This is a genomic window from Deinococcus sp. HSC-46F16 (assembly GCF_024171495.1).
GTDB lineage: Bacteria > Deinococcota > Deinococci > Deinococcales > Deinococcaceae > Deinococcus.
Genome location: NZ_JALJZW010000001.1, coordinates 202,045 through 227,352, shown reverse-complemented (window position 1 = coordinate 227,352; position 25,308 = coordinate 202,045). Strand labels below are relative to the sequence as shown.

Genomic DNA, 25,308 nt, shown 5'->3' with positions numbered 1-25,308 from the left:
CTCTCAACCCGGCGCTCAGGCGAAGGCGGTGCCCACTGCCTAGGCTGGGGCAAAGGACGTGCCCCATGACCCAGCGAGATCCCCGGTTTGACCTGACGCCCGACCAGCGCACCCGGACCAATGTGGCGACCTATCCCACCTACCTGGAAGCGCAGCGGGCCGTGGATTACCTCAGCGACCAGAAGTTTCCCGTCGAGCGCACCGCCATCGTGGGAGAGGGCCTGAAGATGGTCGAGCAGGTCACCGGGCGCCTGAGCTGGGGCCGGGCGGCGGGCCTGGGGTTCGCGCAGGGCCTGATGATCGGCCTGTTCGTGGGCCTGCTGTTCGGGCTGCTGGGGCTCACGGCAGGCAACTTCCTGTTCTCCATCGCCTACGGCGTGGTGCTGGGCGGCATCACCGGGCTGATCTGGGGCCTGATCGGGTACGCGCTCAGCGGCGGGCGGCGCGATTTCACGTCGGTGGGGGGCATGAAGGCCGACCACTACGTCCTGCTGGCCGATCCCGAGGTCGCCGAACAGGCCCGCAGCCTGCTGTCAGCTATGCCTGCCCGCTAGGTTCCCCAGTTCCCACGAGGCCCCAGGGTCGCGCACTTCCTTTGTGGTGATTCTCCCTGTTCCCGGCGCAGGAACGGGCGGGCTGCGGGTAGCATGGCCCCATGACCCAGCTCAACACCGAGCTTCAGGAACTCATCGCCGCGATGGAGCAGCGCCGCGCCAAGGTGGAAGCGGGGGGCGGCCCCGAGCGTCAGGCCAAGCAGCGCGAGGGCGGCAAGCTGACCGCCCGCGAGCGCATCGAGACGCTGCTGGACCCCGGTTCCTTCCTCGAACTGTCCACCTTCGTCGAGCACGGCCGCAACCGCCTGATGGACGGGGTGGAGGCTCCCGGCGAGGGTGTGGTCACGGGGCGGGGAACCATCCACGGGCGGCAGGTGTTCGTGTTCAGTCAGGATTTCACGGTGCTGGGCGGCTCGCTGGGCAAGATGAACGCCGCCAAGGTCACCAAGGTGATGGACCTCGCCGCCAAGACGGGCTGCCCGGTGATCGGCCTGAACGACAGCGCGGGCGCCCGCATTCAGGAGGGCGTGGATTCCCTGTCGGGCTACGGCGAGATCTTCTACCGCAACGCGATCTACTCGGGGAGCGTGCCGCAGATCAGCGCGATTCTGGGGCCGTGCGCGGGGGGCGCGGTGTACTCGCCCGCCCTGACCGATTTCGTCGTGATGAGCCAGGGCAGCTCCTACATGTTCATCACCGGGCCGGAGGTCATCAAGTCGGTGACGCGCGAGGAGGTCACCTTTGACGGCCTGGGCGGCGCGGACGTGCATACCCGCAAGTCGGGCGTGGCCCACCTCTCGTACGAGGGCGACGAGGCCGTGCTCGCGGGCATCCGCAACCTGCTGACCTACCTGCCGCAGAGCGCCCGCGAGGAAGTGCCCGTGCAGCCCTGCGCCGACCCCGCCGACCGCCCCACGCCCCGGCTGCTGGAGATCGTGACGCCCGACCAGCGCAAGCCCTACGCCATGCACGACGTCATTCACGAACTGGTGGACGAGGGCAGGTTCCTCGAAATTCAGCCGAACTGGGCGAAAAACATGGTCTGCGGCTTCGCGCGGCTGGACGGCCGCAGCGTGGGCATCGTGGCGAACAACCCCAGGGTGATGGCGGGCACGCTGAATATCGACGCTTCCGACAAGGCCGCCCGCTTTATCCGCACCTGCGACTGCTACAACATCCCCATCCTGACGTTGGTGGACGTGACGGGCTTCCTGCCGGGCGTCGCGCAGGAACATGCCGGGATCATCCGCCACGGTGCCAAGATGCTTTACGCCTACGCCGAGGCGACCGTCCCCAAGATCACCCTGATCACCCGCAAGAGCTACGGCGGGGCCTACCTCGCCATGAACAGCCGCGACATGGGCGCGGACGTGGTGTATGCCTGGCCCACCGCCGCCGTCGCCGTGATGGGCGCGGAGGGTGCTGCCAACATCGTCTACCGCCGCGAGATCGGGCGGTCCGAGAACCCGGAGGCCACCCGCGCCGCCAAGATCGCCGAGTACAAAGAAACCTTCGACAACCCCTACGTGGCCGCCGCCAAGGGCTATATCGACGACGTGATCCCGATGGAGGACACCCGCCGCCGCCTGATTCAGACCTTCGAGATGCTGCGCGGCAAGGAAGAAGCGCGGCCCTACAAGAAGCACGGAAATATCCCGCTCTGAGCGGAGGCCAACAGGAGGGCGCGGCGGGGAAGTCCACCCCACCGCGCCCCTCTCAATCTCAACGCCTCAGCGGGCGCCGAAGTTCTGCACCCAGTAGTGCCCGTAGCTGCCGCCCTGCGCGTAGCCCACGCCGAGTTCGCGGAAGCTGGGGTTCATGATGTTGCGGCAGTGGCCCTCGCTGGCGAGCCAGCCCGCGACGACCTGCTCCGGGGTGGTCTGCCCGGCGGCGATGTTCTCGCCAATGGTGCGCCACGCGTACCCGGTCGCTGAGATGCGCTGCGCCATCGTGCGCCCGTCGAGGCTGGTGTGGCTGAAGTAGTTGCGGGTCGCCATGTCGGTCGCGTGGCCCTGCGCGGCCTGCTCGAGCTGCGCGTTGTAGGTCAGCGCGGGCGCTGCCGCGAAGCTGGTCGCGCCGCAGGTGCGGGCCTGGGCACGGGCGGCGTTTGTCAGCTCCAGCACGCGCCCGGCGTACCCGCTCGGCGTGGTGGGGGCAGGCGTCGGGGCCGGGGCGGTCGCCGCCGTCACGGTCAGGGTGAAGTCGATGTAGGAGCTGCGGTAGTTGGTGAGCGCCGCGCGAATCACGGCGTTCCCGGCGCCCGTGGCCGTCACCAGTCCGGTCTGGGTCACGGTGGCGACGGCGGCGTTGCTGGTGGTCCAAGTCAGCTCGCCGGGGGAGGGGGCGCGGCCCCCGACCGTCACGTTGAGCTGCCGGGTCTGCCCCACCACCAGGGTTCCCGCGCTGGCCTGGGCCTCCAGCGTCCCAGCAGCTGGGGTGACGGCGGGCACCTGCGCGGCCGGGGCAGAGGGAGCGGAGGGGACCGAACCGCACGCCGCGAGCGTCAGGAGGCCGCCAACCAGCAGGACTTGCTTCAGAGCAGACATAGGCCCCATCTCACCAGACCCAAGTAGGTGGGGCATGAGGTGCAGGCTCTCATCTCTCACGCCGCAGGAACGGCGCTGAGCACGACAAGAACGACCGGATACATCATTTCCTCCATTAAGAGATGCCTGAACTTCTCATAGAGCATGTGAGCCTTTCGCCACTTCGGGGGGCCGAACTACGAATTTCCGTCACCCTTCATGAGGAAGAAGGCGACCTCGGGTGTGTCCGCAAGCTGGGCCGGGGAACCGGACGGCAGGCTGACGAACAGCGGTGCGCCCAAGGCCGCCGCCCCATCCAACAGGGCTCGGTCCACTGCCGGGTCGAGCGTGCCCCACAGGTGCGCCCGCCCCCCAACTCCCGCCGCCTGCCACAGCAAGGCCCCCACTGCTTCTTCCCCCGCGTAGGCGAGCAGCAGGGCGTAGTCCCGCCTCTCCTCGAGACGGCCTGCCAGATGGCGGCTCAGCGCCCCCGCCCAGTCCGGCGTTCCGTGGGCCTCGGCCAGCACGGCGGCCCACTGCGGCAGGTGCAGGCGCGAGACCTGCTCGACGGTGAAGGGGGAAGCGGAGGGGCCAGCCTGATAGGTGCCGACGTGGAAGGAGGCGACCTCCTCTCCCCCCGTGCTTTCCTCCACCGCAACCAGGGGGGGCCGACCCCGTGCCTTCTGCCACTCGGCCGCCCCGCACAACCGGTGGGACTCCGCGTCCGGGAGGAAGACCGCGTTCAAGGCGAGCACGTTCGTCCCCGGCGTGTGAAGCGCAACCCCACCCGCGACCTCCTCCTGACCCGAAGCGAGCGGCCCGAAGTAGGCGAGGAGATCGGCCAGGGCGGGAGGCAGATGGGGAACCATACCGGGCAGCCTAGACAAAAATGCATAGAACCGCGCCGCCTCCGGGTGGAAAGGCGGCGCGGCGTGGTGGTGACCCCAACGGGACTTGAACCCGTGTCTGCGCCTTGAGAGGGCGCTGTCCTGACCGCTAGACGATGGGGCCGTCTGGTGTGCGGGGAAACCGCCCTGGGGCGGGGTCAGGCGCGAAGAGAAAGTGTAGGGGGACGGGGGCGGAGAAGTCAAGCCACGGACTACTCCAGATCGTCGTAGTGGTGCAGCAGCGCGGCCTCGGGGTCAGCGCCCGCGTGGTGGTGCCGGGCCACCAAGCGGGCCACGCGGGGCCGTGCTCCCGCCCGCGCGAGGAGTTCGGCCCCCAACTCGGGGTGATACGCCCGTACCGACAAGGCCCCGAACGGCAGCAGCCGGGCCACCCGGTTGGGCACCAGGCCCACCAGCACCCGCTCGGCCACCCGGTAGGGGCGAATACTCTTGCCGCAGTCGTGTAGCAGCGCGGCGGCCACGACCTCGGGGGGCGCGGCGGGATGATCGCGCAGGAGGTGGCGGGTGACCCGGCAGGCATGCTCGCGGTCGCGGGGGTCCATGCCCAGAAAGACGCGGGTCTCGGCCGGGGTGAGGTGGGCGGTGGCCCAGGCGTCCTGCGGGTAGGCGAGGCGAGGACTGAGGCTGCGGGCCAGCCGCCGGGCCTTGCCGACATAGCCCCAGGCCTTGCGGCGAACCCGTGCGGGGAACGAGAGGCGGGGAACCCGGGCGAGACCAGGACTCTGGTCAGTCCGCAGCGGCGTCTCCCGCGCTGACCTCCAGCGCCGCCAGTGCCCGCTCCGCGCTCATGGCCGCGCGGGTGCCCGCGCCCACGCTGGTGGCGAGCTGGCGGTAGACGTGGTCAGACACGTCCCCGGCGGCGAAGAGCATCGGCACGCTGGTGTAGATCTCGTCGGTGACCTCCACGTAGCCGTCGGAGCGCAGGGCCACCACGTCCTTCACGAAGTCGGTGTTGGGCACGTGCCCAATAAAGATGAACACCCCGTCGGTGGGCATCTCGGTGACCTCGCCCGTCTCCAGGTTCTTCAGGCGCACGCCCGTCACGTGGTCCGCCCCCTGCACCTCCTCCACGACCGTGTTCCAGATGTACCGCATCTTGGGGTTGGCAAAGGCGCGGGCCTGCGCGACCTTGTTGGCCCGCAGGGTGTCGCGGCGGTGAATCAGGGTGACCTCGTCCGCGAACTTGGTCAGGAAGAGGCCCTCCTCGACCGCCGCGTCGCCCCCACCGATCACCACGACCTTCTTGCCCCGGTAGAAGAAGCCGTCGCAGGTCGCGCAGGTCGAGACGCCCTTGCCCCAGAAGTGTTCCTCACCGGGGATGTTCAGGCGGCGGGGGTTGGCCCCGGTTGCCAGGATCACGCTCCTGGCGCGGTAGGTGCCGCCGTAGCCCCTCACCGTGAAGGGGTACTCGTGCGCGTACTCGTCGCGCTCAATGGCCTCCACCTCCTCCATCTCGATGCGGGCACCGAACTTCTCGGCCTGCTGCACCATGCGCTGGGCCAGCTCCATGCCGGGAATCGGCTCGGGAAAGCCGGGGTAATTCTCGACCTCCTCGGTCTGGGCGATCTGGCCGCCGGGAAGGCCCTTTTCCAGCACCAGGGTGCTGAGGCTGCCCCGGCCCGTGTAGATGGCCGCCGTCAGCCCGGCGGGACCGCCGCCGATAATCACCACGTCGTAGTCCTGAGGCGCGGGGGTACTCGTCATGCCTCCGAGCGTACCACCACGCACATTCGGGCATGGTCAGACAGGCACACTTTATTTTTTAAAGCATCGTGAACAAAAGAAGCCCCCGCACGCGGCGGGGGGATGTTGGCTGGGGCACAAGGACTCGAACCTTGATTAACGGTGCCAGAAACCGACGTCCTGCCATTAGACGATGCCCCAACGGAAACTGCTCTGGCGGGTGCCCGGCCCCGTGAGGCTGAGCGTGAGGGAGTATAGCCGCCCGTTCCAGGGCCGTCAACTGCGGGGCAGGCGGGGAGGGACAAGCCACAGCGGCCGGAGTGCGCCCTGGCCGGGGTCGCACCTGCGCTTGCCCCCCCTATGGGGTGATGTTACACTGAGGTGTTGCCGCGCCCAAGCGCAGGTACAGGTATATGTGGGTCCGCTTCCCCTGGGGGCGGACCCGCAGGAGGAGCAGGAGTTCATGGAAGACCAGACCCAGACCCCCGCCACTGAAGGCGGGACCACTCAGCCCACGCCGGGCACCGAGCAGACCAGCACCGGGCAGACCGGCAGCGAGCAGACCGCTGCCCCGCAGGCCCAGGCGAGCAGCACCCCGGCCAGCACCGAAGAGCGCGAGTACCCCGCCATGACCATGGAGGACGTGCTTGCCAGCGAGTCGACCGAGCACCAGATGGTGTCCCGCGGAGACATCGTGGACGGAACCGTGGTGTTTATCGGCCAGGAAGGCCTCGCGGTCGACGTCGGCGCCAAGGTGGAGGGCACCATTCCCCTCAACCAGATTGGCGACGAGCCTGTCACGCTGGAGCAGGCCCAGCAGATGTACAAGCCCGGTGACAAGATCGAGGCGTACGTCGTGCGGGTGGACCTCGCCAACAACCAGATCGTTCTCTCCAAGAAGCGGGCCGACCAGGACAAGGGTTGGCGCGTGCTGGAAAAGATGCAGGAGAACGACGAGGCCTTTGAGGTCGAGGTGCTCGAGAAGGTGCGTGGCGGTCTCGTCGCGCAGGTCGAGGGCATCCGGGCTTTCCTGCCCGCCTCGCAGGTCGACACCCGCCGGGTGAACGACCTCGACCCCTACGTGGGCAAGCCGCTGATGGTCAAGCTGATCGAGCTGAACCGCAAGCGCAACCGCGTGATCATCAGCCACCGCGCCATCATGGAAGCCCAGAAGGCCCAGGCCCGCGAGCAGACCGTGGGCAAGCTGGTTCCCGGCGCTCAGTTCGAGGGCGAGGTCGTGGAGATCACCGATTTCGGCGTCTTCGTGAACCTTGGCGGCATCGACGGGCTGGTGCACCGCTCTGAACTCACCTACGGCCGCTTCAACCACCCCCGCGACGTGGTCAAGGTGGGCGACAAGGTCCAGGTCCAAGTGATTGACGTGGACGAGGGCCGCGAGCGCATCAACCTCTCCATGAAGGCCCTGACCCAGGACCCCTGGGAGGGTGCGGTGGACCGCTACTCCATCGGTCAGCGCGTCAAGGGCAAGGTCACCAACCTGACCAACTTCGGCGCCTTCGTGGAGCTGGAGAGCGGCCTCGAGGGTCTGGTGCACGTCAGCGAGATGAGCTGGACCAAGCGCGTGCGTCACCCCAACGAGGTCATGAAGGAAGGCGACGAGGTCGAGGCCGTCATCCTGCGCATCGACCCCAAGGAGCGCCGCATCTCCCTCGGGATTCGTCAGACCACCGACGATCCCTGGAGCGCTCTGCCGGACCGTTACCCGCCCGGCACGCCCGTCAAGGGCAAGATCACCGGCATGACCGACTTCGGCGTCTTCATGGAGATCGAGGAGGGCATCGAGGGCCTGATTCACATCAGCGAACTCGACACGCAGCGCGTGAACAACCCCGCCGACCTCTTCAAGAAGGGCGACGAGATCGAGGCCGTGATCCTGAACATCGACCCCGTCGAGCAGCGGGCCAGCCTCTCGCGCCGCCGGGCGCTGGGCGGCGGCGGCCCCGTGCGCGACTACGTCAGCCAGGGCGGCGGCAGCCGCAGCGACCGCTACAGCGGCGGTGGCGGCCAGGGCGGCGGCAACCGTGGCGGTGGCCGCGGCGGACGCGGCGGCGGCGCCGACTACAATTACAACGCCAAGGACGCCCAGCAGGGCGGCAAGATCAGCACGAAGCTGGGCGACGTGTACGCCGACCTCTTCGCGCAGTTCGGCCTCGGCGGCGACAAGAAGGACGAGGGCAGCGCCCCCGCCGACACCACGGAAGGCACCGAGAAGCAGGGCGAGTAATCCCCTAGCGGAACGGCGAGAGGCCCACGGGAGTGATCCCGGCGGGCCTCTCCCCTTTTGTGCAGGGTACGCTGATCCCATGACCGCTTCCCTGACCTGGGGCCTCCTCGGCGCAGCGCGGATCGCCCGTGCCCTCATCCCCGCCATCCGCGCCGCCGGGGGCGAGGTGACGGTGCTGGGCGCCCGCGAACCGGACTCGGCGCGGGTGCAGGCTTTCGCGCGGGAATGGGGCATCGGGCGGGTGGGCACTTACACCGACGTGATCGCCTCGGATGTGGAAGCGGTCTACAATCCGTTGCCCAACGATGCCCACCTCCCCTGGACCCAGGCCGCGCTGCGGGCGGGCAAGCACGCCCTGACGGAAAAGCCGCTGGTGCTGAACGCGGGCGAAGCGCAGGCCCTGGCAGACACCGCTGACGAGACGGGCCGGGTGCTGCTCGAAGCGTTCGCCTACCGCTTTCAGCCCCACGTGGCCCGGCTGCGGGAGATCGTGGCCTCGGGGGAACTGGGGGAGGTGCGGGCCTTTCGGGGGGCCTTCGGCTTTCCGCTGACCAACCCGGACGACTTTCGCTGGGAGGCCGACAAGGGCGGGGGGGCGCTGTACGACGTGGGCTGTTATCCGGTGAGCCTCGCGCGGTTGCTGCTGGGCGAGCCGCAAAGGGTGACGGCGCAGGCGCGGTGGACGCCGGGGGGCGTGGACCTGGGGCTGAGCGGGACGCTGGACTTCGGGGGGGCGCTGGCGAGCATCGACTGCGCCTTCGACTGGGGTCCGGCTCCTACGCAGCGGCTCACGGTGGTGGGGACGCGGGGCAGTCTGGAGATGAACGGCGCCTTCGAGAGCCACAACGCCTCACCCCTGACCCTGCGGGTCCGGACAGAGTCGGGCGAGCGTGCCGAAACGTTCGCACCGCACAACGGGTATGCGGCGATGGTGGCGCATGTTCAGCGGGCGGCACGGGGTGAGGAACAGGCTCTCTTTCCCCCGCAGGACGCGGTGCGGCAGGCGCGGGTCCTCGACGCCCTGTTTGCGGCGGCGCGGGAGAGGCGGACGGTCACGGTGGGCTGACGGTCCTCAGGGCAGCGGCCAACGCACCGTGCCGAGTTCATCGGTTCGCCACACCTTCGCGCCCGTGGCGGTCAGCCGTTCCAGCACGTCCGGGTGCGGATGCCCGTAAGTGTTGCGGCCCACGCTGATCAGCACGTCGGCGGGAGTGCTCTCCCGGAGCAGGACCTCTCCCGTGCTGTGGCGGCTGCCGTGGTGGGCGGCTTTGAGGAGGTCGAGGTCACCGACGCCCACCCGCGCCTCGCTCCAGGCATCCAGGTCACCCAGCAAGGCCGCGCGGAAGTCGCCCGACTCGACCGTCAGGGCGACGCTGTTGTCGTTGTCCTCGGTACTCCAGAAGCGGCCCCCGGGCCAGAGGACAGTCAGGCGAACGCCCCCGGCCTCCACCCGGTCGCCCCGGCGGACCTCGCGGACGGGGACGCCTTCCTCGCGGGCGGTGGCGAGAAGTTCGGTCAGCACCGGATCGTCGGTTTTGTGCTGCCCGATCCACAGTTCACCCACCGGCAGCGAGCGTAGGACGCCGGACAGTCCCTCAATATGGTCCGTGTCCGCATGGGTCGCCACCACGAGGTCCAGCCCCCGCACCCCCAGCGCCCGCAGCGCGGGGACGACCGTGCGTGTCCCCACGTCGTAGTCGGAGCCGACCGAGCCGCCGCCGTCCACCAGGACCTCCAGCCCCCGCGACCGGATCAGGGTGCTGTCGCCCTGGCCCACGTCCAGAAAGACGAGTTCCTGGGCGGGGCGAATCCAACCCGGCAGCGCCGTCAGGAGGGCGCAGCTCAGCGCGGTACCCAGCGCGACGGGCGCCCGTACCCGTCCCAGCAGCCACAACACCCCGGCGAGCGCGGCCACCCCATACGCGACGAAGCCCCCAACCCCCACGTTGCCCCAGGTCAGCACTGGAGCTTTGCCAAACACCTCCACCACGAGCAGCAGGGCCGAGGCGAGCAGACCCGTCAGCGGGCTGAGCACCACGCCGAGCGGTCCCAGCAACCCCGCCAGAAATCCCAGGGGGACCAGCGCGGCCATGATCACCCCCGCCACGAGGTTGGCGGGCAGGCCCACCAGCGGCACTTGCCCGAAGGTGCCCGCGATGACGGGCAGGGTGGCGAGTTCGGCCAGCACGGTGGCGACGGGGGCGAGCCGCAGGGCCATCGGCCAGCGGTCCGGCAACCGGGCGGCGAGCTTGCCCGACAGACTCAGCCCCAGCACCGCGAGGAAAGAGAGCTGAAAGCCCACATCCAGCAGCCACAGCGGAAAGGGCAGCAGGCAGGCGACCGCCGCGAGCGCGACCGTGCCGTAAGGGTCCGGCTTGCCGCGTCCAAGCGCGAAGGCGAGCAGCACCGCGAAGCCCATCAGGACGGCCCGCAGGATGCTGGGCGAGACGCCCACCAGCATCAGGTAGGGAACGAGCAGCGCGGCGGCCACCGCGTAGCGCCACGCCACCCGTACCCGTAACCGGACGAGCAGCCACACGACCACCCCCGTCAGCAGGGCCACGTTCTGCCCGCTGAGGGCCATCAGGTGCGAGAGGCCCGAACGGGCGAAAGCGTCGCGCACCGAATACCCTTCGGCAAATTCCTCGCGGCCGATGTCGCCCCGGTCCCCCAGTTCGATGGCCTGCATCAGCGCGGCCTGCCGTTCCCCCAATCCGGCGGTCAGGCCCCGGCGAAACCAGCCGCGCCAGCCGCTTTCCGGGATGTGGGCGCGGACCTCGGCGGCGACGAGCACCGCCTTTGGCGTGGGCACCAGCAAGCCCCCCTGCCCGCGCAGCCACGCCGCCTGATCGAAGCCGCCGGGAATGCGCCGCCCGTCGGGACGCACCAGACGGCCACTCACGGTCAGCCTCCCCGGAGGCTGGGTCGGCCTGGGCGAGAGGGCCACCCGCGCTGGGGGGTCGTCCAGCCGCAGGAATTGTCCGTCCCACTCGCCGCGCAGGGTGACGAGAGCGCCCACCCAGGGGGTCATGGGGTCGGGCCGCGCCGCGTTCAGGCGCTCGGAGCCGAAGCCCAGCCCCAGGCCCACGACTGCGAGGAGGCCGAGGAGGGGGCGGCGGTCCGATGCCGCGAGCACCACGCCTGCCAACATCACCAGCCCGCCCCAGATCAGGCCCAGTCCCAGCAAAATGCCGCCCATCACGCCCAGCGCGAGGGGAATGGGCCAGGCGAGGCGCCCGGAGGTGGCCCGCATGCCGCTGAACGTTGCCGGGACCGGGGCAACAGGTGAACTCGCATGCCGCCCCAGCATCAGAACTTGACGAGCGGCGCGAGGTCTTCAAGGGTGGAAGGTCCTATCCCCTTCACCCGGTCGAGGTCGGCGAGCGAACGGTAGGGCCGCCCCGCCACGATGCGGGCGGCGAGGGCGGGACCGATGCGTGGCAGGGCTTCGAGCTGCTCCAGGGTGGCCGTGTTCAGGTTGAGTTTGCCGGAGATCAGCGGCGTGACGCTGGCCGTGGTGGGGTACTCCGGGGCCTGGGCCTGCAAGGTCGAGGGATGCGGCGGCGGCAGGGCCACCCGCGTCACCGTGGGGGCTTGGGCCGCCGGGCGCAGCGCGGGTCCCAGCGTCAGCGCCCCCACGGCCAGCAGGCCGCCCGCGAGCAGGGCCGTCCAGTGCCGTTCGGTGGGAAGCACGCCGGGAGTGTAGGGTGCGGTTCGCAGCGGGATAGGCGCATATACGGAACCCGAAGGGGGGCCTCCCTGGGGGTGTCCCCTCCCGCGATGCGGGACGCCCCCGCCGCCCCCACGCCCCGGCCAGCCTATGCTCTGCGCGTGACCTCCGTCCCCGCCTCCCGCGCCGCCCGACTCACGCCCACCGTCCTGCTGTGCCTCGCCCTGGTGTATGTGCTGTGGGGGAGCACCTATTTCGGCATCAAGGTGGCGATCGAGAGCCTGCCGCCGATGGGGATGCTCGCCGTGCGCTTTCTGGCGGCCGGGGCGCTGCTGTACGCCTTCCTGCGCTGGCGCGGGGCACCGAGGCCGACCGCGCAGGAGTGGCGGGCCTCGGCGCTGGTGGGCCTCTTGCTGCTGGGCGGCGGCACCGGGTTGGTCACCCTGGCCGAGCGTGACGCGAGCAGCAGCGTGGCGGCGATGGTGATCGCGGTGTCTCCCCTCTTCGCTTCCCTGTTCGCGCGGCTGTGGGGCGAGCGCACCAGCGGGCGCGAGTGGGTGGGCATCGGGATCGGGCTGGTGGGCATCGTGCTGCTGAACGTGGGCGAGCTGCGGGCCACGCCGCTGGCTGCCGGGCTGCTGATCCTGGCCCCGCTGTGCTGGACCTTCGGCAGCCAGTGGTCGCGCCGCCTGCCCCTCCCCGCCGGGCTGATGGGCAGCGCCGCCGAGATGCTGACGGGCGCGGTGCTGCTGGGAGGGATGAGCCTCGTGATGGGCGAGCGCTGGGGCACGCCCACCCCGGCCAGCCTGTGGGCGTTGGCGTACCTGGCGGTCTTCGGGAGCCTCGTCGCCTACAGCGCCTACATGTACCTCGTGGCGCACACCCGCCCCGCGCTGGCGACGAGCTACGCCTACGTCAATCCGGTCGTGGCCGTGTTGCTGGGCGTCGGCCTGGGCGGAGAGAGCTTGACCGGGCTGGGGTGGCTGGCGCTCGCCGTGATTTTGGCGGGGGTGGTGCTGGTGGTGTGGCCGCGTGGGGGGGCGGCGGCACCGGAGGCGTAAGGCCCAGCCGGGTTACCGCTTGCTGAGCAGATACCCCTTGGGATGGTGCCCGCCGCTGTACACCTGAAACAGTTCGCGGACGTGCCAGCGGTCCTGATCGCGCAGCAGCCCTTCAAAAAGCCGGATCTCGTGGGTGACCACCGCGAGGCGGCCGTGGCGCGACAGCAGGCGGTGCATCTCGGTCAGGAAGGCGGGGTAAAGGGCGGCGTTCGCCCGGTGCGAGCCGATCGCGTCCCCCCAGGGCAAGTCGCAGACGATCAGGTCGAAGGAACGGGGCGGCAGGCCCGTCGCCAGGGCGTCCACCGCCGCGACTTCCACCTCCCGCCCGGCGGCCCCCAGGTTGGCGCGGGCGCAGGCGACGGCTTCCGGGTCGATGTCCACGCCCACCATTGCCGCCGACGGTCCCAGCAGGGCACGTTCCACGAGGAGGGTGCCACTGCCCGCCATCGGGTTGAAGATGCGGTCCTCCTCGCGCACCCCGGCGAGGCGGTGCAGGGCGAAGGCAATCGTCGCGTTCAGGCCACCGCCCCGGTTGCACACCCGCCACGCCCGCGCGGAGAGGGGCCGGGGGGTCAGGCGGGCCAGCACCTCCCAGCCGGGGCCGTCCTCCTGGGGGCGCAGGCGGATCAAGAGTTCGCCTTCTTCCGGGTCGAAGGGGAGGTCCAGCCCGCGCGACAGTTCCTCGGCCAGCCGGGTCATCACCGCCGACTCGCGGCCCGCCGCCGCCAGCCGGAAGGAGCGGTGCCCGCCCCAGCGCACCACCTCGGCCAGAAAGGCCGTCAGCTCCCCAAGTTGCTGGTGCCCCAGCAGGCCGCGCGGCCGGGGCACGTCCCAGGCCCGCACCCGGTAGGCCGCGACTGCCCCGCGCAGCCGGGTCAGGCGCTCGGGGTCGCCGGGGTACCAGAAGCGCAAACCCCGGAGGTCGCGGGCGAGGGGCACCCCGCGCAGTTCCTCGGCGGCGACTTCCTCCAGGCCGGGCAGGGCCTCCAGCGCGTACTCGTGGGCAGGCTGGCGGGCGCGGTGGTCGCCCTTGGGCTTTTGTGGGCGGGTGAAGGTGGGATTTTTCTGGCGGGAGGGATTGGCGCGGGCGGGGCGGGGCATAGCAGGGCAGTATACGGGGCGGGCATGGGGATGGGTCGGGTGGCCCCGCGCAGGGTTGGAGATGGACGCACGCAGCATCTCTTCTAGGAGGGCGAGCTTCGCCCTCCACCTCCTCTCCTGCGACCTCGTAGAGCTGCTCCGCAGAGCTTTACAAGTCCCAGCCTCTCGCAGTGCGAGCTGTACCGGTCTCCCATAAGGGGGAGGAGCTAAGAAATCACGCCTGAGACAGCATTCTTCCCCATTGCCTATCACGAATTTGCAGGAAAGCTGTCCAGCCTGCCGGTCGAGGAGTAGAATCGCACGTTCACACATGACCCGCCCCCCGCATCCCCCCTCCACCTCGTGGCCGCGTGCCTCCGGGCGGCCCCGCCGGGCGCTCGTGGCCCGCTTCACACCGCCGCAACTCATCGCGCTGGTGTACCTCGTCGGCATCGCGCTGGGCACGGCGCTGCTGCACCTGCCGGGGGTGGTGGCACCGGGGGCCGAGCTGAACTTCGTGGACCGCCTGTTCACCGCCACGAGTGCGATCTGCATCACCGGGCTGGTGGTGGCCGACACGGGCGAGGCCTTTACCCGGCCCGGCCAACTGCTGATCCTGCTGCTCTCGCAGGTCGGCGGGCTGGGCATCCTGACCTTCGGGACGCTGTTCGCGTTCCTGACCGGGCGGCGGGTGAACTTCTCCGAGCGGCAGCACCTCGTGCAGCAGATCAATGCGCTCGACGTGGGCGGGGTGCTGCCCCTCATCCGCACCATCTTCCTGTACACCTTCGTGGCGGAGGCGGCGGGGGCCGCGCTGCTCGCCCTGCGTTTCGTGCCGCAGTTCGGGCTGGGGGAAGGGCTGTATCAGGCGGTCTTTCACTCGGTGAGTGCGTACAACAACGCGGGCTTCGTGGTGGTGCCCGGCGGCATGGGGCAGTACGCTGCCGATCCCCTGGTCAGCCTGACGATCAGCAGCCTGATCGTGCTGGGCGGGCTGGGCTTTCTGGTGCAGCTCAACGTGTTGGGGCACCTGCGCCAGCCCCGGCGCACCCGGCTGCTGACCTACTCCAAGATCACGCTGGTCACGACCGGGCTGCTGCTGGGGCTGGGGGCGCTGCTGCTGCTTGCGTTGGAGTGGGGCAACGCCCGGACCCTCGGCCCGCTGGACACGGGCGGCAAGCTGATCGCGGCCTTTTTCCAGAGTGTGACGCCGCGCTCGGGCGGGTTCGCCACGGTGGACATCTCGTCCCTGACGAGTGCCAGCCTCTTTCTCTTGATCGGGCTGATGTTTATCGGGGCGAACAGCGGCTCGACCGGGGGCGGCATCAAGACGAGCACCTTCGCCATCCTGGTCGGCAGCGCGTGGAACATGGTGCGGGGGCGGGGCGACCTGATCGTGTTCGGGCGGCGCATCCTGCCCGAGAACCTCGTGCGGGCGGGCACCGTGACCACCCTGTACACCCTGATGGTCGCCACCGCCTTTTTTGCGCTGCTGGCGACCAACCCGAACCTGGGCTTCACGCACCTGATGTTCGAGACGGTGAGCGCAGCGGCGACCGTGGGCCTGTCCATGAACACCACCCACCTCATCAACGACCCCGGCCTGCTCATCCTGACCGTGCTGATGTACCTGGGACGCATCGGGCCAGTGACCTTCGCGGTGGCCTTCAGCCTGCGCAACCAACAGAGCCGGGCGATCAAGTACCCGCCCGAGCGGGACATTCTGGTGGGCTGACCGCTCACCCGCCATCTCTCACCCGCTACCCTGTCTCCCAGCATGAGGCCGCACGCATGAAGACCAAACAATGCCTGGTGATCGGGCTGGGCCGCTTCGGCACCGCCGTGGCGACCACCCTCTACGAGATGGGCCACGAGGTGGTCGCTATCGACCGTGGTGAGGAAAACGTGGAACGGGTGATGAACCTCGTCACGCACGCGGCCGTGGTGGACGCCTCCGACGAGCGGGCACTGCGGGCCATCGGCGTGGGGGACTTCGACGTGGTGGTCGTCGCCATCGGGACCGACGTGCAGGCCAATATCCTGGCGACCATGAACGCCAAGAGCCTGGGGGCACCCTACGTGGTCACCAAGGCCGTGGACGAGATGGCCCGCCGGGTACTGGAGCGCATCGGGGCCGACCTCGTGATTCGGCCCGAGCACGACATGGGCGTGCGGCTGGCGCGGCAGATCGCCACCCCCAACATCGTGGACACGCTGGACCTCGGGGGCGACTACGCCATCGTGGAGATCGAGGCCAACGAGCGGCTGCGCGGGCGGCTGCGCGACCTCAACCTGACCGGGCGCTTCGGCGTGCAGGTGATCGCGGTGAGTCGGGGCGGACGCATCGAGGTGACCCCCCGCGCCGAGGACGAGTTGCGGCCCCACGACAAGCTGGTCGTGATCGGGACCGGGCACTCGCTGGACGAGTTGCGGCGCTATCTGGGGGACTGAGGCCGCCAGCGGCCAGCACATCACTCCTCTTCCGGCACCGCCCGCACGTTGGGGCACGCCAGCCCGCGCAGGGTCAGGGCCTCCACGACCTCGCGCGGGGGAAGGGTGCCCTCGACCCGCGTCTGGGCGGTGAGGGGGATGGACTGGCCGGTGGTCCGCAGCTCGCTTCTCACTCCCAGACGCAGTGCCCGCTCCACGCAGGCCGCGTCCGCCGGGGCGAGGGTCAGGGTGGTGCGGCGCACCCCGTTGACGAGGGCGACGGAGACGGGGGCAGGCGAGTAGCCCTCCAGCACCCGCGCGGCCCGCGTCTGTCCGGCGAAGGCACCTGCTATCGCCGCGAGCAGCGGCAACCCCGCCGCCAGCCCCCAGACCACGCCCGCCCGCGTCGCCCCCGGCCGGAGCAGCAGCACGACCAGCGCCCCGGCGAGGGCGATGGCGAGCAGCAGGTAGAGGGCGGGCAGCATGTTCAGGCACCTCCCGCCAGCAGCGCCCGCGTCGCTCCCTCCAGGTCACCGCTTCCGGCGAGGCTGCTGCCCACCAGCGCCGCGTCGGCCAGCCCGCGCACACCCGCGAGGTCGGCCGCGCTCCGGTAGCCGCTCTCCGCGACGAGGAGGCCCGTGAAGCCCGCCTCCCGTGCCCGGCGAATCAGGCGGGGGCTCACCGCAAGGTCGATCTCCAGCGACCGCAGATCGCGGTTGTTCACGCCGATGATCTCGGCCCCCGAGGCGAGCGCAACTTCCAGTTCGGCCTCGCCGTGAACTTCTACGAGGGCGTCAAGGCCGACGTGGTGGGCAGCCCGCAGATACTCGCCCGTCGCCTCCCCCAGCACGCTGACCATCAGCAGCGCAGCCGAGGCGCCCCACTCGGCGGCCTCGCGCAGCATGGCGGGGTGAACCACGAAGTCCTTGCGGAGGGCCGGAGCAGTGACCACCCCCACGACCCCCCGCAGGGCGTCCGGGCTGCCGCCGAAGTGCCTCGGCTCGGTCAGCACGCTGATGGCCGAGGCCCCGCCCGAGACGTAGGCGCGGGCGGCGGTCGCTGGGTCCAGGGGCGCGATGGCCCCCTGGCTGGGGCTGGCCCGCTTGACCTCCGCGATCAGGGCGAGGCCGGGGCGCGACAGGGTGGCGTGGAAGGCCCGTGACCGTGTCCGCTCTGGCCCGAGCTGGGGGTCGGCCTCCGCGTAGTCGGCCATCCGCTCGCGCACGATGCGCCCCAGGACGCCGGGAATGGAAGTGGACTCGGGCAGCGGCTGGGCGGTCATATGGGCGGGAGTATAGGGCGGTGGGGGCGCCTTCCCGCCGGGCGCCCCGTCCCGGAAAACCCGTGTTAGCCTGAACCCCATATGAGCCTCGCCCCCGGCAACGGCCCCGTGCAGATCACGCAGGAGCAACTTCAGGCCCGCATTCAGGAACTCGGCGCCAAGATCCGGCAGGACTACGCGGGCAAGGACCCGCACCTGATCTGCGTGCTGAATGGCGCATTCATGTTCCACGCCGACCTCGTGCGGGCGGTGGGCATGCCCTGCACCATCGACTTTCTCCAGGCCAGCTCCTACGGGGACGCCAAGCAGTCCAGCGGCGAGGTCAAGCTCGTCAAGGACCTGCAATTCCCCATCAGCGGGCGGCACGTCGTGCTGGTCGAGGACATCGTGGACACCGGCATCACCATGAATTACCTGCTGCACTACCTTCAGGGGCGCGGCCCGGCCAGCCTCAAGGTCGCCGCGCTGCTGAGCAAACCCAGCCGCCGCCGGGTGGAGGTGCCCGTCGAGTACCTGGGCTTTACCATCCCCGACGCCTTCGTGTACGGCTATGGCCTCGACCGCTCGCAGTTCGACCGCAACCTCCCCTTTATCACCAGCCAGGCCTGAGCCGTGCGCTGGGGATGGCCTGTGCTGCTGGTCGTCCTCGCGCTGCTGGCCGGGGTGGGCGTCTGGCAATCGCGCGAGAGCCGCTGGCGCGGGCCGCTGTACTGCATCGAGGAATCGGGGCGGGTCTGGGGCGTCTCTCCCCTGCCCGCCGGGGCCACCCCCGCCTGCCCAGAGAGCCGCTCCTACCGGGAGGAGGTGCGCTCGGGCTATGCGCGGGTCGAGCAGTACGTGCTCCCCGGTTGGCGCCCCCGCGTGCTGATTCCGGCGCTGGAGGTGGGCGGCTATGTTCCCCAGGGCGGGCCGGAGGGGCTCTACCGGGACGACGATGAGTTTGCGGCGCTGCTGGGCCGGGGCACCGAACAGATTCAGTACGTGGCCGAGCGCCTGCCGGGGCCACAGACGCGGGTCACACTGAGCGGGCGCTGAGGCTCAGGTTTCCCGCTCGTCGCGCACGAGGGCCACGTACAGCGCTTCCACCTTCGCCCGTGCCCACGGCGTGCGGCGCAAAAACTTCAGGCTGGAGGTCACCGACGGGTCGTTCTGAAAGCAGCGGACGGGCACCCGGCGGGCCAGTTCCGCCCAGCCGTAGTGCCCGGCGAGGCGCTCGACGACCTGCTGGAGGGTGACCCCGTGGAGGGGATCGGGCGCGGGGTGACTCATCCGGCCATGATGGCGGGCAGGGCGGGAACCCGGCAAGGGCGGAGGGCGGGACGGGACCCCGTGCCCCGGCCCCTGTGCCAACATGCGCGGGTGAATCCCCTGCTCCTGCGCTCCATGATCGTGACGGGCCTGCTGATCGCGGCCCTCAACGTGCTGTTCGCTGGATTTGAACACGGTTTTGGCAACCTGCCGCTGTGGTTCTGGCTCTCGCAACTGCTGCTGCTGCCCGCCATGCTGCTCCCGGCCCGCCTCTTCCCGGTGGCGGCAAGCACCCGGCCCTTCCTGCGCCGGGCGTCGATCTACGCGCTGGGCTGGCTGGCCCCCTACGGCGTGTTCAAGGTGACGGGCGACGCGCTGCGGCCCGACTTCAACCTCGACGCTTCCCTCATCGGCCTGATTCTGCTGTGCTGGATTTTCGGGCTGGTGTTCGCCACGCTGCGAAAGCCGATCTGATACGGATTCCGGCCCAGCGGTGACGAAAACTGTTCAACCCGAGCGCAGCGAGAAGGAACGCAGCGGTGGCCGGGAAAGGCGTGCCCCTGGCGGTCCTCTCCCGATTCGAGAACGGATTGGACGGAAACCGTATGAGCCGCCAGTCGCCAGCTTCCAGCCACCAGCAAACGGGCCGCCCGCAGCGATGTGGGCGGCCCCTCTTCGTGGAGATGGTCAGACGACGATGCGGCGGAAAGCCCCGTCCTCGCCCACCACGGGGAGCTGGCCGTACATCAGCTCCTGCTCGACGACGCGGGCGATGTCCTCGCCGAGTTGCTGGGCGTCCCGTTCCTCAGTTTCCAGCGGCTGGGCGATCACGTCGAAGCCGCGCAGGGCATTCACGTCCTGGTGACGCACCTCGACGCGCAGCTCGTCCCCCGCGACCTGCGGGGTGATCTGGATGCCCTCGGGGTGCTCGTAGGTGAAGGCGGTGCGAAAGGCGGCGAGGGCTTCTTCAAGGTTCACGGGGGCAGTCATGCGGGCAGTCTGCCGCGCTGCTGTAGGGGCCGACTGCTGTTCGCAACACACCCCGAAAGGCGGGTAAATGGCAGGTGAAGACCCGCCCTATACTCGGCTCCACATGACCACAACCCAGCCTCCCGCGCCGCCCGTGCGTCCGCCCGCCGTCACCCCCGTGAGTCCGTGGGCGCTGTCGGCCTTCTGGTTCGGGACCGCCTTTCACTGGCTGCTGCTGCTGCTGATCCTGATGCCCGCCGACGTGGTGCGCTTCGTGGGCGAGGAGCAAAAAGGCAGCTACCTCGGCGCACTGGTGGCGGTGGGCGCCGTGATCGGGCTGGTCCTGCCGCCCATCATCGGGGCGCGGAGTGACCGCACGGGGCGGCGGCTGCCATATATCCGGCTGGGGCTGGCGGTCAATCTGGCGGGGCTGGCCGTGATGGGCTTCGCGGCGACGGCGCTGGCGGGTGTGGGCGGCTTCTGGGTGTATGTGCTGGGCTTCGTGCTGGTGCAGTTCGGCAACAACTACGCGACCGCGCCCTACAGCGCCCTGATTCCGCAACTCGTGGCCCCGGCGCAGCGCGGACGCTACAGCGGCGTGATGGCGATGCTTCAGGCCTTCGGGCAACTGCTGGGGGCGGTCGCCGCCTTCGGGCTGGGGGCGCTGGGGCTGCCGTCATGGGCGTCGTTCGCGTTAATCGCCGTCTTCCTCCTCGGCCCGGCGCTCGTCACCCTGCGGGGCGTGCCCGCCGAGTTGGACCGGGTGGAGGGGGCAGAGCAGGCCCCGAACCTGAACTGGGCGCAGGTGTTTGCTTACGCGCCTTTTTTCTGGGTGTTCGTGACGCGGGTGCTGTTCGCGCTGGGGCAGTACAGCGTGCAGCCCTTTCTCCAGTACTACAACGCCGACGTGCTGCGCCAGCCTGACGCGGGCACGAGTACCTCCATCATGCTGGCGTGCATCATCGTGGGGAGCATCGCCTCGGCGCTCATCGGCGGGCGGCTGAGTGACCGGGTGGGGCGCAAGCCCGTGATCTACGTGGCGGGCGGGCTGATGGCGGGAGCGGCGCTGCTGCTGCTGGTCGCACCTGGCTTTCCGGCGGCGCTGGCCCTCGCGGTGGTCTTCGGCCTGGGCTTCGGGGCCTTTACCAGCGTGGACTGGGCGCTGGGCAGCGACGCGATGCCGAGTGCGGGCAGTTACGCCCGCGACATGGGCATCTGGCACGTGGCCTTTGTCGCGCCGCAGCTCTCCAGCGCCCCGCAGGGTGCCCTGCTGGACTGGGGCAACGCGCAGGGCGGCAACCTGGGCTACACGCTGGTCTTTGGCCTCGCGGCCCTGTTCTTCGTGGCGGGCGTGGTGCTGGTGCGGAACGTACCCGACCGGGTGCATGAGAAGGCGGCCTGAAGACAACCTTGAGACGGTGCCGCTTCCCCTACAAAGCGGGCTGGGCGGTGTGGCAAGGTGCCCGCATGAGCCAGCAAAGCGACCACCCCACCCGCGAGGAAACCATCAAGGCGATGGCCGCCGTCATGAAGGGCGTCAAGTTCGCCATGCTGACGGTCGAGACCGAAGACGGCCACCTCCAGGCCCACCCCATGACCACCCAGCAGACCGAGTTCGACGGCGACGTGTGGTTCATCGGCGGCAAGGACACCCAGCAGGTGCAGAGCATGATGGTCCGGCCCAACGTGAACGTCAGCTACTCGGACCACGGCGGCGGCAATTACGTCAGCATCAGCGGCGTGGCGCAGCTCGTGGAGAACCGCGCCAAGCTCGAGGAACTGTGGAGCGACTTCTATAAGGCGTACTTTCCCGGCGGCATTGACGACCCCAGCGTGCAGCTCATCAAGATTGAGGCGCAGGGCGGCGAATACTGGGGCAGCGACGGCAAGATCAAGAACATGCTCCAGATGGCCCGCGCCGCCGTGACCGGCAAGCCCGCGACCGACCTGGGCACCAACGAGACCGTCGAATTCTGAGTCCGGGATTCAAGCCCAAAAAGAGAGGCGAGGGAGGTCCCCGCCTCTTTTCTTGGTCGCCCCTCAATCCAGCTTGAGGTCGAAGGCTGGCACGGCGGGTTTGGGCTCCTCGGCAGGCTTCGCCGGGGCCGCGCCGTCGAGCACGAGGTCGTCAGCGGCGGCGGTGACCGGCTCTGGGGCCGTCTCCTCCTCCACCTCGTCCGGCCCGATGACGATGGTCTGGGCAGGCGGTTCGATGTCCAGCTCCGCTGTGGGAGCGTCCTTGGTAACCGATTCATCCTCGGAGGCTGGCGGCACGTCCTGAGCCTCCGCGCCCAGCGGAGCGGAGGGCACCGCCGGGTCCTCCACCACGTCCGGCCCGAGTGCGATGGGCTGGGAGGGGGCCTCGACCGTCAGGGGTTCGGCCGCCTGCGCCTCGACGTGGCTCCCAGGGCCGTCGGTCAGGCGGTCGGCCTCGGCTTCGGGGGTGACGGCCGGGGCCGCGTCATCGGCGGTGACCTGGGCAGCGCCCCCCCGCGTCTCCGGCTCGGCCTGGGGAGCACGGGCGTGGGCGTGGAAGGTCAGGGAGGGCGCGGGCTGGACCGTCACCTGCATGGCCGGGGCCACCCCGGAAGGGAGGGTGGCCGGGGCAGCGGGCACGGAAGCAGGGACGGCAAGCACCCCCTGGGCCGCGCGGCGGGCGGCGATCAGGATCGCGTCGACCTCGTCGGCACTCAGCAGGCCCTTGGCTTGCAGGGTGCTCAGGATCGCCAGCGAGAGCTTGCGGACGTATTCCACCTCGGTGGCGGAGGGGGCGGGCTGGGGGGGGGCTTGCGCGTCGGGCCGCGTCATGGAGGCACCCTAGCGCGTCCGGGCAGGGCGTGACGAGGGGCTGCCCTGGGCGGAGCAGACTGTGGGGTCGGCGTCAGCCGGGGGGGCCGGGCTGATCTAGAGTGAGCGGGCATCCGCAGGCGACATGGGCGCGGCCGCGAGGCAGCTTCTCTGGCGGTGGTATCGTGTGGCCTGTCTGCAACGGCGAGGCGCGGCTTCTCCCCGTGGGGAGCATGCAGCCCACGGACTGCCGGGCACGCCGCGGCCCCCGCCCTGCCATGACGACCGCAGGGCAGGCACCGAGGAAGAGGAGGACTGAGGGAATGTACCGAGGAAGAGAAGGGCAGTGGGCGTGGCTGCTTCACCGCCTGTCGGGGCTGGCGATTCTGGCTTACTTCCTGCTGCATGTGATCAGCATCAGCCTGATTATGTTCGGCGAGGAAGCGTACATGGCCGTCCACCACACCTACGAATTGCCGATTTTCAGCCTGGGCCTGATCGCCGTGACGGCTGGAGTCGTGTATCACGCGTTTAACGGGCTGCGCATCATGGTGATGGATTTCACCGGGCGCGGCGTGGCCTACCAGCGCCAGATGTGGTACGGCGTGCTGGGGCTGACCCTGCTGGTGACGGCCTACACTGCCTTCGTGGTGATCGGCCGCCTGCTGGGGGGTGAAGCGTGATTCGCGCCCGCACCTTTACCGACGCCCGGCAGCAGTCGCACTCCAACGCCGAGCTGAACTGGTGGATCTTCATGCGCATCAGCGGGCTGGTGCTGATCTTCCTGGTGCTGGGGCACATCTACATGACCTTTATTCAGGTCAGCGAGGCCGACGCGACCTACGTCGCGGTTGTCGCCAAGCTGCAAAACCCGGCCTGGAAGTTCTACGACTGGACCATCCTGGCGCTGACCATGCTGCACGGGGTCAACGGGGCGCGGTATTCCATCGAGGACTACGTGCGCTCGCGGCCCAACCGGGCGTGGGTCAAGACCATCTTCTACACGATCTGCGCGGTGATCTTTACCCTGGGCACCGTCGGACTGTTCTCGATCTAAAGGCTCACAGGCTCAAGGCTTAAAGGACGGACTATGCACCATCGTTTCGACGTACTGGTGGTGGGGGCGGGCGGCGCAGGACTGATGGCCGCCCTCTACGCCGCCAAGGGAGGCGCCTCGGTCGCCTGCATCACCAAGCTGTACCCGACCCGCTCGCACACCGGGGCCGCGCAGGGGGGCATCGGCGCGGCGCTGGGCAACGTGCAGGAAGACCACTGGGAATGGCACATGTTCGACACCATCAAGGGTGGCGACTACCTGACCGACCAGGACGCCGCCGAGGTGTTCGCCAAGGACATCATCGACGCGGTATACGAACTCGAGCATATGGGTCTGCCGTTCTCGCGCACGCCCGAAGGTAAGATCGCCCAACGCAAGTTCGGCGGCCACACCCGCGACTTCGGCAAGGCGGCGGTCGAGCGCAGCTGCTACGCGCAGGACCGCACCGGGCACATGATCCTCCAGACGCTGTTTCAGCAGAACGTCAAGGAGGGCACCACCTTCTACAACGAGTTCCACGTCACCGACCTGATCATCGAGGAGGGGCGATGCCGGGGCGTCGTGGCCTACCACTACGCGACCGGGGAGATCCACACCTTCCACGCCAAGGCGGTCGTGCTCGCGGCGGGCGGCTACGGACGCATCTTCAAGATCACGTCCAACGCGCTGACCCTGACGGGCGACCTGATGAGCATCTACTACCGCAAGGGCCTGCCGCTGGAGGACATGGAGTTCTACCAGTTCCACCCCACCGGCCTCGCCAAACTGGGCATTCTGGTCACCGAGGGCATTCGCGGTGAGGGCGGCATCCTGCGCAACGCGGACGGCGAGCGCTTCATGGAACGCTACGCGCCCACCATCAAGGACCTCGCGCCGCGTGACATCGTCTCGCGCTCGATCATCACCGAGATCCGCGAGGGCCGGGGCGTCGGCGCCGATAAGGACGCCGTGCACATCGACCTGACGCACCTCCCGCGCGAGGTGATCGAGGGCAAGCTCGCGGAGATCACCGACCTCGCCCGCACCTACCTGGGGCAGGACCCGGTCAAGGACCTCGTGGCGATTCAGCCCACGGCGCACTACGCGATGGGCGGCATCCCGACCGACATCAACGGGCTGTGCCTCAGCGACGGCGCGGGCGGCAGCATCGAGGGGCTGTACGCGGCGGGCGAGCAGGCCTGCGTCAGCTTGCACGGGGCCAACCGCCTGGGCACCAACAGCCTCGGGGACCTGATCGTGTTCGGGCGCCGCGCCGGGACCGCCGCCGCGCAGTACGCCCGGCAGGTCGAGTACGCGGACATGCCCGCCGATCCCGAGCGCGAGAGCGTGGCGACGCTCGAAGCCCTGCGGGCGGCGAGCGGCAAGGAGAATGCCGCCGTGATCCGGCGCGAGCTGCAAGAGTCGATGATGAACAACGTCGGCATCTTCCGCAACGGGCCGGACATGGCTCGGCAGGTCGAGATCATCAAGGATCTCAAGGACCGCTACCGCCACGTCAGCGTGTCGGACCCCGGCCGCCGGTACAACAGTGAGCTGATCGAGGCGATGGAACTCGGCTTTATGCTCGACTGTGCGGAGGCCATGACCGCCAGTGCGCTGAACCGCACTGAGTCGCGCGGCGCCCATGACCGCGAGGACTACCACGAGCGCGACGACGTGAACTGGCTCAAGCACACCATGGCCTACAAGGACCTGAACAAGCCCGGCGAGGTGCTGATCGGCTACAAGGACGTGGCCCTCAAGGGGTACACCCACGCCTTCGAGCCCAAAGCCCGCGTGTACTAAGTGGGGCGGGGAGGGGGCCTCCCG

General features: G+C 69.6%; 27 protein-coding genes and 2 tRNA genes. 15 read left to right on the top strand and 14 right to left on the bottom strand.

All coding sequences use genetic code 11. The annotated features are described in order from the left end of the window. The first annotated feature begins 65 nt into the window (after nucleotides 1–65). Together L1280_RS01280 and L1280_RS01275 are read left to right on the top strand one after the other, a co-directional pair. Nucleotides 66–554 carry a general stress protein gene (locus tag L1280_RS01280; RefSeq protein ID WP_253580202.1) on the top strand — a complete coding sequence of 163 codons (489 nt, stop codon included), beginning with the start codon at nucleotides 66–68 and terminating at the stop codon, nucleotides 552–554. Between the two features lie 101 nt (nucleotides 555–655). Beyond that, complete coding sequence (locus L1280_RS01275) at nucleotides 656–2,218, top strand: acyl-CoA carboxylase subunit beta (RefSeq protein ID WP_253580201.1); 1,563 nt, start codon at nucleotides 656–658, stop codon at nucleotides 2,216–2,218. Nucleotides 2,219–2,284: 66 nt separating this feature from the next. Here the strand turns inward: L1280_RS01275 and L1280_RS01270 are convergent, their stop codons facing one another. The 6 genes from L1280_RS01270 to L1280_RS01245 all read right to left on the bottom strand — a co-directional run bounded on the left by L1280_RS01270 (nucleotide 2,285) and on the right by L1280_RS01245 (nucleotide 5,871). Then, the gene (locus tag L1280_RS01270) at nucleotides 2,285–3,100 is read right to left on the bottom strand and encodes a CAP domain-containing protein (protein ID WP_253580200.1); all 816 of its coding nucleotides are present in this window, start codon (nucleotides 3,098–3,100) and stop codon (nucleotides 2,285–2,287) included. Nucleotides 3,101–3,276: 176 nt separating this feature from the next. Next, nucleotides 3,277–3,948, bottom strand: coding sequence for a hypothetical protein (locus L1280_RS01265; protein WP_253580199.1), 672 nt, complete (start codon nucleotides 3,946–3,948; stop codon nucleotides 3,277–3,279). 67 nt (nucleotides 3,949–4,015) lie between these two features. After that, nucleotides 4,016–4,090: transfer RNA gene (locus tag L1280_RS01260), tRNA-Glu, on the bottom strand. 88 nt (nucleotides 4,091–4,178) lie between these two features. Continuing rightward, nucleotides 4,179–4,724: an HDIG domain-containing metalloprotein gene (locus L1280_RS01255; RefSeq protein ID WP_253581055.1), complete on the bottom strand. Its 546-nt coding sequence runs from the start codon at nucleotides 4,722–4,724 to the stop codon at nucleotides 4,179–4,181. Continuing rightward, nucleotides 4,714–5,691 carry a thioredoxin-disulfide reductase gene (gene trxB, locus L1280_RS01250; RefSeq protein ID WP_253580198.1) on the bottom strand — a complete coding sequence of 326 codons (978 nt, stop codon included), beginning with the start codon at nucleotides 5,689–5,691 and terminating at the stop codon, nucleotides 4,714–4,716. The genes L1280_RS01255 and trxB overlap by 11 nt, the downstream gene beginning before the upstream one ends. A gap of 106 nt (nucleotides 5,692–5,797) precedes the next feature. Further along, a tRNA-Gln gene (locus L1280_RS01245) sits at nucleotides 5,798–5,871 on the bottom strand. A 262-nt stretch (nucleotides 5,872–6,133) separates the two neighbouring features. Between L1280_RS01245 and L1280_RS01240 the strand changes: the two genes are divergently transcribed. Next, nucleotides 6,134–7,915: a 30S ribosomal protein S1 gene (locus L1280_RS01240; protein ID WP_253580197.1), complete on the top strand. Its 1,782-nt coding sequence runs from the start codon at nucleotides 6,134–6,136 to the stop codon at nucleotides 7,913–7,915. A gap of 79 nt (nucleotides 7,916–7,994) precedes the next feature. Beyond that, nucleotides 7,995–8,981, top strand: coding sequence for a Gfo/Idh/MocA family protein (locus L1280_RS01235; RefSeq protein ID WP_253580196.1), 987 nt, complete (start codon nucleotides 7,995–7,997; stop codon nucleotides 8,979–8,981). 6 nt (nucleotides 8,982–8,987) lie between these two features. Here L1280_RS01235 and L1280_RS01230 read toward each other — a convergent pair whose 3' ends face one another. Both L1280_RS01230 and L1280_RS01225 read right to left on the bottom strand, forming a co-directional pair. Next, on the bottom strand, nucleotides 8,988–11,168 hold the full coding sequence (locus L1280_RS01230) for a DNA internalization-related competence protein ComEC/Rec2 (RefSeq protein WP_253580195.1): 2,181 nt from the start codon (nucleotides 11,166–11,168) through the stop codon (nucleotides 8,988–8,990). Between the two features lie 56 nt (nucleotides 11,169–11,224). Continuing rightward, nucleotides 11,225–11,608, bottom strand: coding sequence for a helix-hairpin-helix domain-containing protein (locus tag L1280_RS01225; protein WP_253580194.1), 384 nt, complete (start codon nucleotides 11,606–11,608; stop codon nucleotides 11,225–11,227). Nucleotides 11,609–11,746: 138 nt separating this feature from the next. Between L1280_RS01225 and yedA the strand changes: the two genes are divergently transcribed. Beyond that, nucleotides 11,747–12,646: a drug/metabolite exporter YedA gene (gene yedA / locus L1280_RS01220; protein WP_253580193.1), complete on the top strand. Its 900-nt coding sequence runs from the start codon at nucleotides 11,747–11,749 to the stop codon at nucleotides 12,644–12,646. Between the two features lie 12 nt (nucleotides 12,647–12,658). Here the strand turns inward: yedA and L1280_RS01215 are convergent, their stop codons facing one another. Beyond that, entirely contained in the window at nucleotides 12,659–13,747 is a 1,089-nt protein-coding gene (locus tag L1280_RS01215; protein WP_253580192.1) for a methyltransferase domain-containing protein, read from the bottom strand. A 310-nt stretch (nucleotides 13,748–14,057) separates the two neighbouring features. Here L1280_RS01215 and L1280_RS01210 point away from each other — a divergent pair, with 310 nt between their 5' ends. Beyond that, the gene (locus tag L1280_RS01210; protein WP_253580191.1) at nucleotides 14,058–15,461 is read left to right on the top strand and encodes a TrkH family potassium uptake protein; all 1,404 of its coding nucleotides are present in this window, start codon (nucleotides 14,058–14,060) and stop codon (nucleotides 15,459–15,461) included. Between the two features lie 56 nt (nucleotides 15,462–15,517). Then, entirely contained in the window at nucleotides 15,518–16,177 is a 660-nt protein-coding gene (locus tag L1280_RS01205; RefSeq protein ID WP_104990990.1) for a TrkA family potassium uptake protein, read from the top strand. Between the two features lie 20 nt (nucleotides 16,178–16,197). Here L1280_RS01205 and L1280_RS01200 read toward each other — a convergent pair whose 3' ends face one another. Next, nucleotides 16,198–16,641, bottom strand: coding sequence for a hypothetical protein (locus L1280_RS01200; protein WP_253580190.1), 444 nt, complete (start codon nucleotides 16,639–16,641; stop codon nucleotides 16,198–16,200). Between the two features lie 2 nt (nucleotides 16,642–16,643). Next, nucleotides 16,644–17,438 (bottom strand): indole-3-glycerol phosphate synthase TrpC, encoded by a 795-nt coding sequence (gene trpC, locus L1280_RS01195; RefSeq protein WP_253580189.1) that lies wholly within the window; start codon nucleotides 17,436–17,438, stop codon nucleotides 16,644–16,646. 81 nt (nucleotides 17,439–17,519) lie between these two features. Between trpC and hpt the strand changes: the two genes are divergently transcribed. Both hpt and L1280_RS01185 read left to right on the top strand, forming a co-directional pair. Continuing rightward, nucleotides 17,520–18,047 carry a hypoxanthine phosphoribosyltransferase gene (gene hpt, locus L1280_RS01190; protein WP_253580188.1) on the top strand — a complete coding sequence of 176 codons (528 nt, stop codon included), beginning with the start codon at nucleotides 17,520–17,522 and terminating at the stop codon, nucleotides 18,045–18,047. Nucleotides 18,048–18,068: 21 nt separating this feature from the next. After that, nucleotides 18,069–18,473: a hypothetical protein gene (locus L1280_RS01185; protein WP_253580187.1), complete on the top strand. Its 405-nt coding sequence runs from the start codon at nucleotides 18,069–18,071 to the stop codon at nucleotides 18,471–18,473. 3 nt (nucleotides 18,474–18,476) lie between these two features. On the opposite strand, the gene L1280_RS01180 is transcribed toward L1280_RS01185, so the two are convergent. Then, entirely contained in the window at nucleotides 18,477–18,707 is a 231-nt protein-coding gene (locus L1280_RS01180; protein WP_253580186.1) for a VF530 family DNA-binding protein, read from the bottom strand. A 90-nt stretch (nucleotides 18,708–18,797) separates the two neighbouring features. Here L1280_RS01180 and L1280_RS01175 point away from each other — a divergent pair, with 90 nt between their 5' ends. Further along, nucleotides 18,798–19,160, top strand: a complete 363-nt coding sequence (locus L1280_RS01175; RefSeq protein ID WP_253580185.1) for a hypothetical protein — start codon at nucleotides 18,798–18,800, stop codon at nucleotides 19,158–19,160. Between the two features lie 213 nt (nucleotides 19,161–19,373). On the opposite strand, the gene L1280_RS01170 is transcribed toward L1280_RS01175, so the two are convergent. Next, complete coding sequence (locus L1280_RS01170; protein WP_104990996.1) at nucleotides 19,374–19,676, bottom strand: hypothetical protein; 303 nt, start codon at nucleotides 19,674–19,676, stop codon at nucleotides 19,374–19,376. 103 nt (nucleotides 19,677–19,779) lie between these two features. Here L1280_RS01170 and L1280_RS01165 point away from each other — a divergent pair, with 103 nt between their 5' ends. Both L1280_RS01165 and L1280_RS01160 read left to right on the top strand, forming a co-directional pair. Further along, entirely contained in the window at nucleotides 19,780–21,057 is a 1,278-nt protein-coding gene (locus L1280_RS01165; protein WP_253580184.1) for an MFS transporter, read from the top strand. Nucleotides 21,058–21,122: 65 nt separating this feature from the next. After that, nucleotides 21,123–21,632: a pyridoxamine 5'-phosphate oxidase family protein gene (locus tag L1280_RS01160; protein ID WP_253580183.1), complete on the top strand. Its 510-nt coding sequence runs from the start codon at nucleotides 21,123–21,125 to the stop codon at nucleotides 21,630–21,632. Nucleotides 21,633–21,695: 63 nt separating this feature from the next. Here L1280_RS01160 and L1280_RS01155 read toward each other — a convergent pair whose 3' ends face one another. Beyond that, nucleotides 21,696–22,463 carry a hypothetical protein gene (locus L1280_RS01155; RefSeq protein ID WP_253580182.1) on the bottom strand — a complete coding sequence of 256 codons (768 nt, stop codon included), beginning with the start codon at nucleotides 22,461–22,463 and terminating at the stop codon, nucleotides 21,696–21,698. Nucleotides 22,464–22,765: 302 nt separating this feature from the next. Here L1280_RS01155 and sdhC point away from each other — a divergent pair, with 302 nt between their 5' ends. The 3 genes from sdhC to sdhA are packed head-to-tail and all read left to right on the top strand — an operon-like array spanning nucleotide 22,766 to nucleotide 25,284. Beyond that, nucleotides 22,766–23,125, top strand: coding sequence for a succinate dehydrogenase, cytochrome b556 subunit (sdhC, locus tag L1280_RS01150; protein WP_253580181.1), 360 nt, complete (start codon nucleotides 22,766–22,768; stop codon nucleotides 23,123–23,125). Next, nucleotides 23,122–23,499, top strand: coding sequence for a succinate dehydrogenase hydrophobic membrane anchor subunit (locus L1280_RS01145; RefSeq protein WP_253580180.1), 378 nt, complete (start codon nucleotides 23,122–23,124; stop codon nucleotides 23,497–23,499). Before sdhC ends, L1280_RS01145 begins: the two co-directional genes overlap by 4 nt. 33 nt (nucleotides 23,500–23,532) lie before the next feature. Further along, the gene (gene sdhA, locus L1280_RS01140) at nucleotides 23,533–25,284 is read left to right on the top strand and encodes a succinate dehydrogenase flavoprotein subunit (RefSeq protein WP_253580179.1); all 1,752 of its coding nucleotides are present in this window, start codon (nucleotides 23,533–23,535) and stop codon (nucleotides 25,282–25,284) included. Nucleotides 25,285–25,308: the final 24 nt, after the last annotated feature.

Coding starts and splice junctions, on each gene's coding strand:
- L1280_RS01280 (WP_253580202.1), top strand. CDS start 66: ATGACCCAGCGAGATCCCCGGTTTGACCTGACGCCCGACCAGCGCACC.
- L1280_RS01275 (WP_253580201.1), top strand. CDS start 656: ATGACCCAGCTCAACACCGAGCTTCAGGAACTCATCGCCGCGATGGAG.
- L1280_RS01270 (WP_253580200.1), bottom strand. CDS start 3,100: ATGTCTGCTCTGAAGCAAGTCCTGCTGGTTGGCGGCCTCCTGACGCTC.
- L1280_RS01265 (WP_253580199.1), bottom strand. CDS start 3,948: ATGGTTCCCCATCTGCCTCCCGCCCTGGCCGATCTCCTCGCCTACTTC.
- trxB (WP_253580198.1), bottom strand. CDS start 5,691: ATGACGAGTACCCCCGCGCCTCAGGACTACGACGTGGTGATTATCGGC.
- L1280_RS01240 (WP_253580197.1), top strand. CDS start 6,134: ATGGAAGACCAGACCCAGACCCCCGCCACTGAAGGCGGGACCACTCAG.
- L1280_RS01235 (WP_253580196.1), top strand. CDS start 7,995: ATGACCGCTTCCCTGACCTGGGGCCTCCTCGGCGCAGCGCGGATCGCC.
- L1280_RS01230 (WP_253580195.1), bottom strand. CDS start 11,168: ATGCGGGCCACCTCCGGGCGCCTCGCCTGGCCCATTCCCCTCGCGCTG.
- L1280_RS01215 (WP_253580192.1), bottom strand. CDS start 13,747: ATGCCCCGCCCCGCCCGCGCCAATCCCTCCCGCCAGAAAAATCCCACC.
- L1280_RS01210 (WP_253580191.1), top strand. CDS start 14,058: ATGACCCGCCCCCCGCATCCCCCCTCCACCTCGTGGCCGCGTGCCTCC.
- L1280_RS01205 (WP_104990990.1), top strand. CDS start 15,518: ATGAAGACCAAACAATGCCTGGTGATCGGGCTGGGCCGCTTCGGCACC.
- L1280_RS01200 (WP_253580190.1), bottom strand. CDS start 16,641: ATGCTGCCCGCCCTCTACCTGCTGCTCGCCATCGCCCTCGCCGGGGCG.
- trpC (WP_253580189.1), bottom strand. CDS start 17,438: ATGACCGCCCAGCCGCTGCCCGAGTCCACTTCCATTCCCGGCGTCCTG.
- hpt (WP_253580188.1), top strand. CDS start 17,520: ATGAGCCTCGCCCCCGGCAACGGCCCCGTGCAGATCACGCAGGAGCAA.
- L1280_RS01180 (WP_253580186.1), bottom strand. CDS start 18,707: ATGAGTCACCCCGCGCCCGATCCCCTCCACGGGGTCACCCTCCAGCAG.
- L1280_RS01170 (WP_104990996.1), bottom strand. CDS start 19,676: ATGACTGCCCCCGTGAACCTTGAAGAAGCCCTCGCCGCCTTTCGCACC.
- L1280_RS01165 (WP_253580184.1), top strand. CDS start 19,780: ATGACCACAACCCAGCCTCCCGCGCCGCCCGTGCGTCCGCCCGCCGTC.
- L1280_RS01160 (WP_253580183.1), top strand. CDS start 21,123: ATGAGCCAGCAAAGCGACCACCCCACCCGCGAGGAAACCATCAAGGCG.
- L1280_RS01155 (WP_253580182.1), bottom strand. CDS start 22,463: ATGACGCGGCCCGACGCGCAAGCCCCCCCCCAGCCCGCCCCCTCCGCC.
- sdhC (WP_253580181.1), top strand. CDS start 22,766: ATGTACCGAGGAAGAGAAGGGCAGTGGGCGTGGCTGCTTCACCGCCTG.
- sdhA (WP_253580179.1), top strand. CDS start 23,533: ATGCACCATCGTTTCGACGTACTGGTGGTGGGGGCGGGCGGCGCAGGA.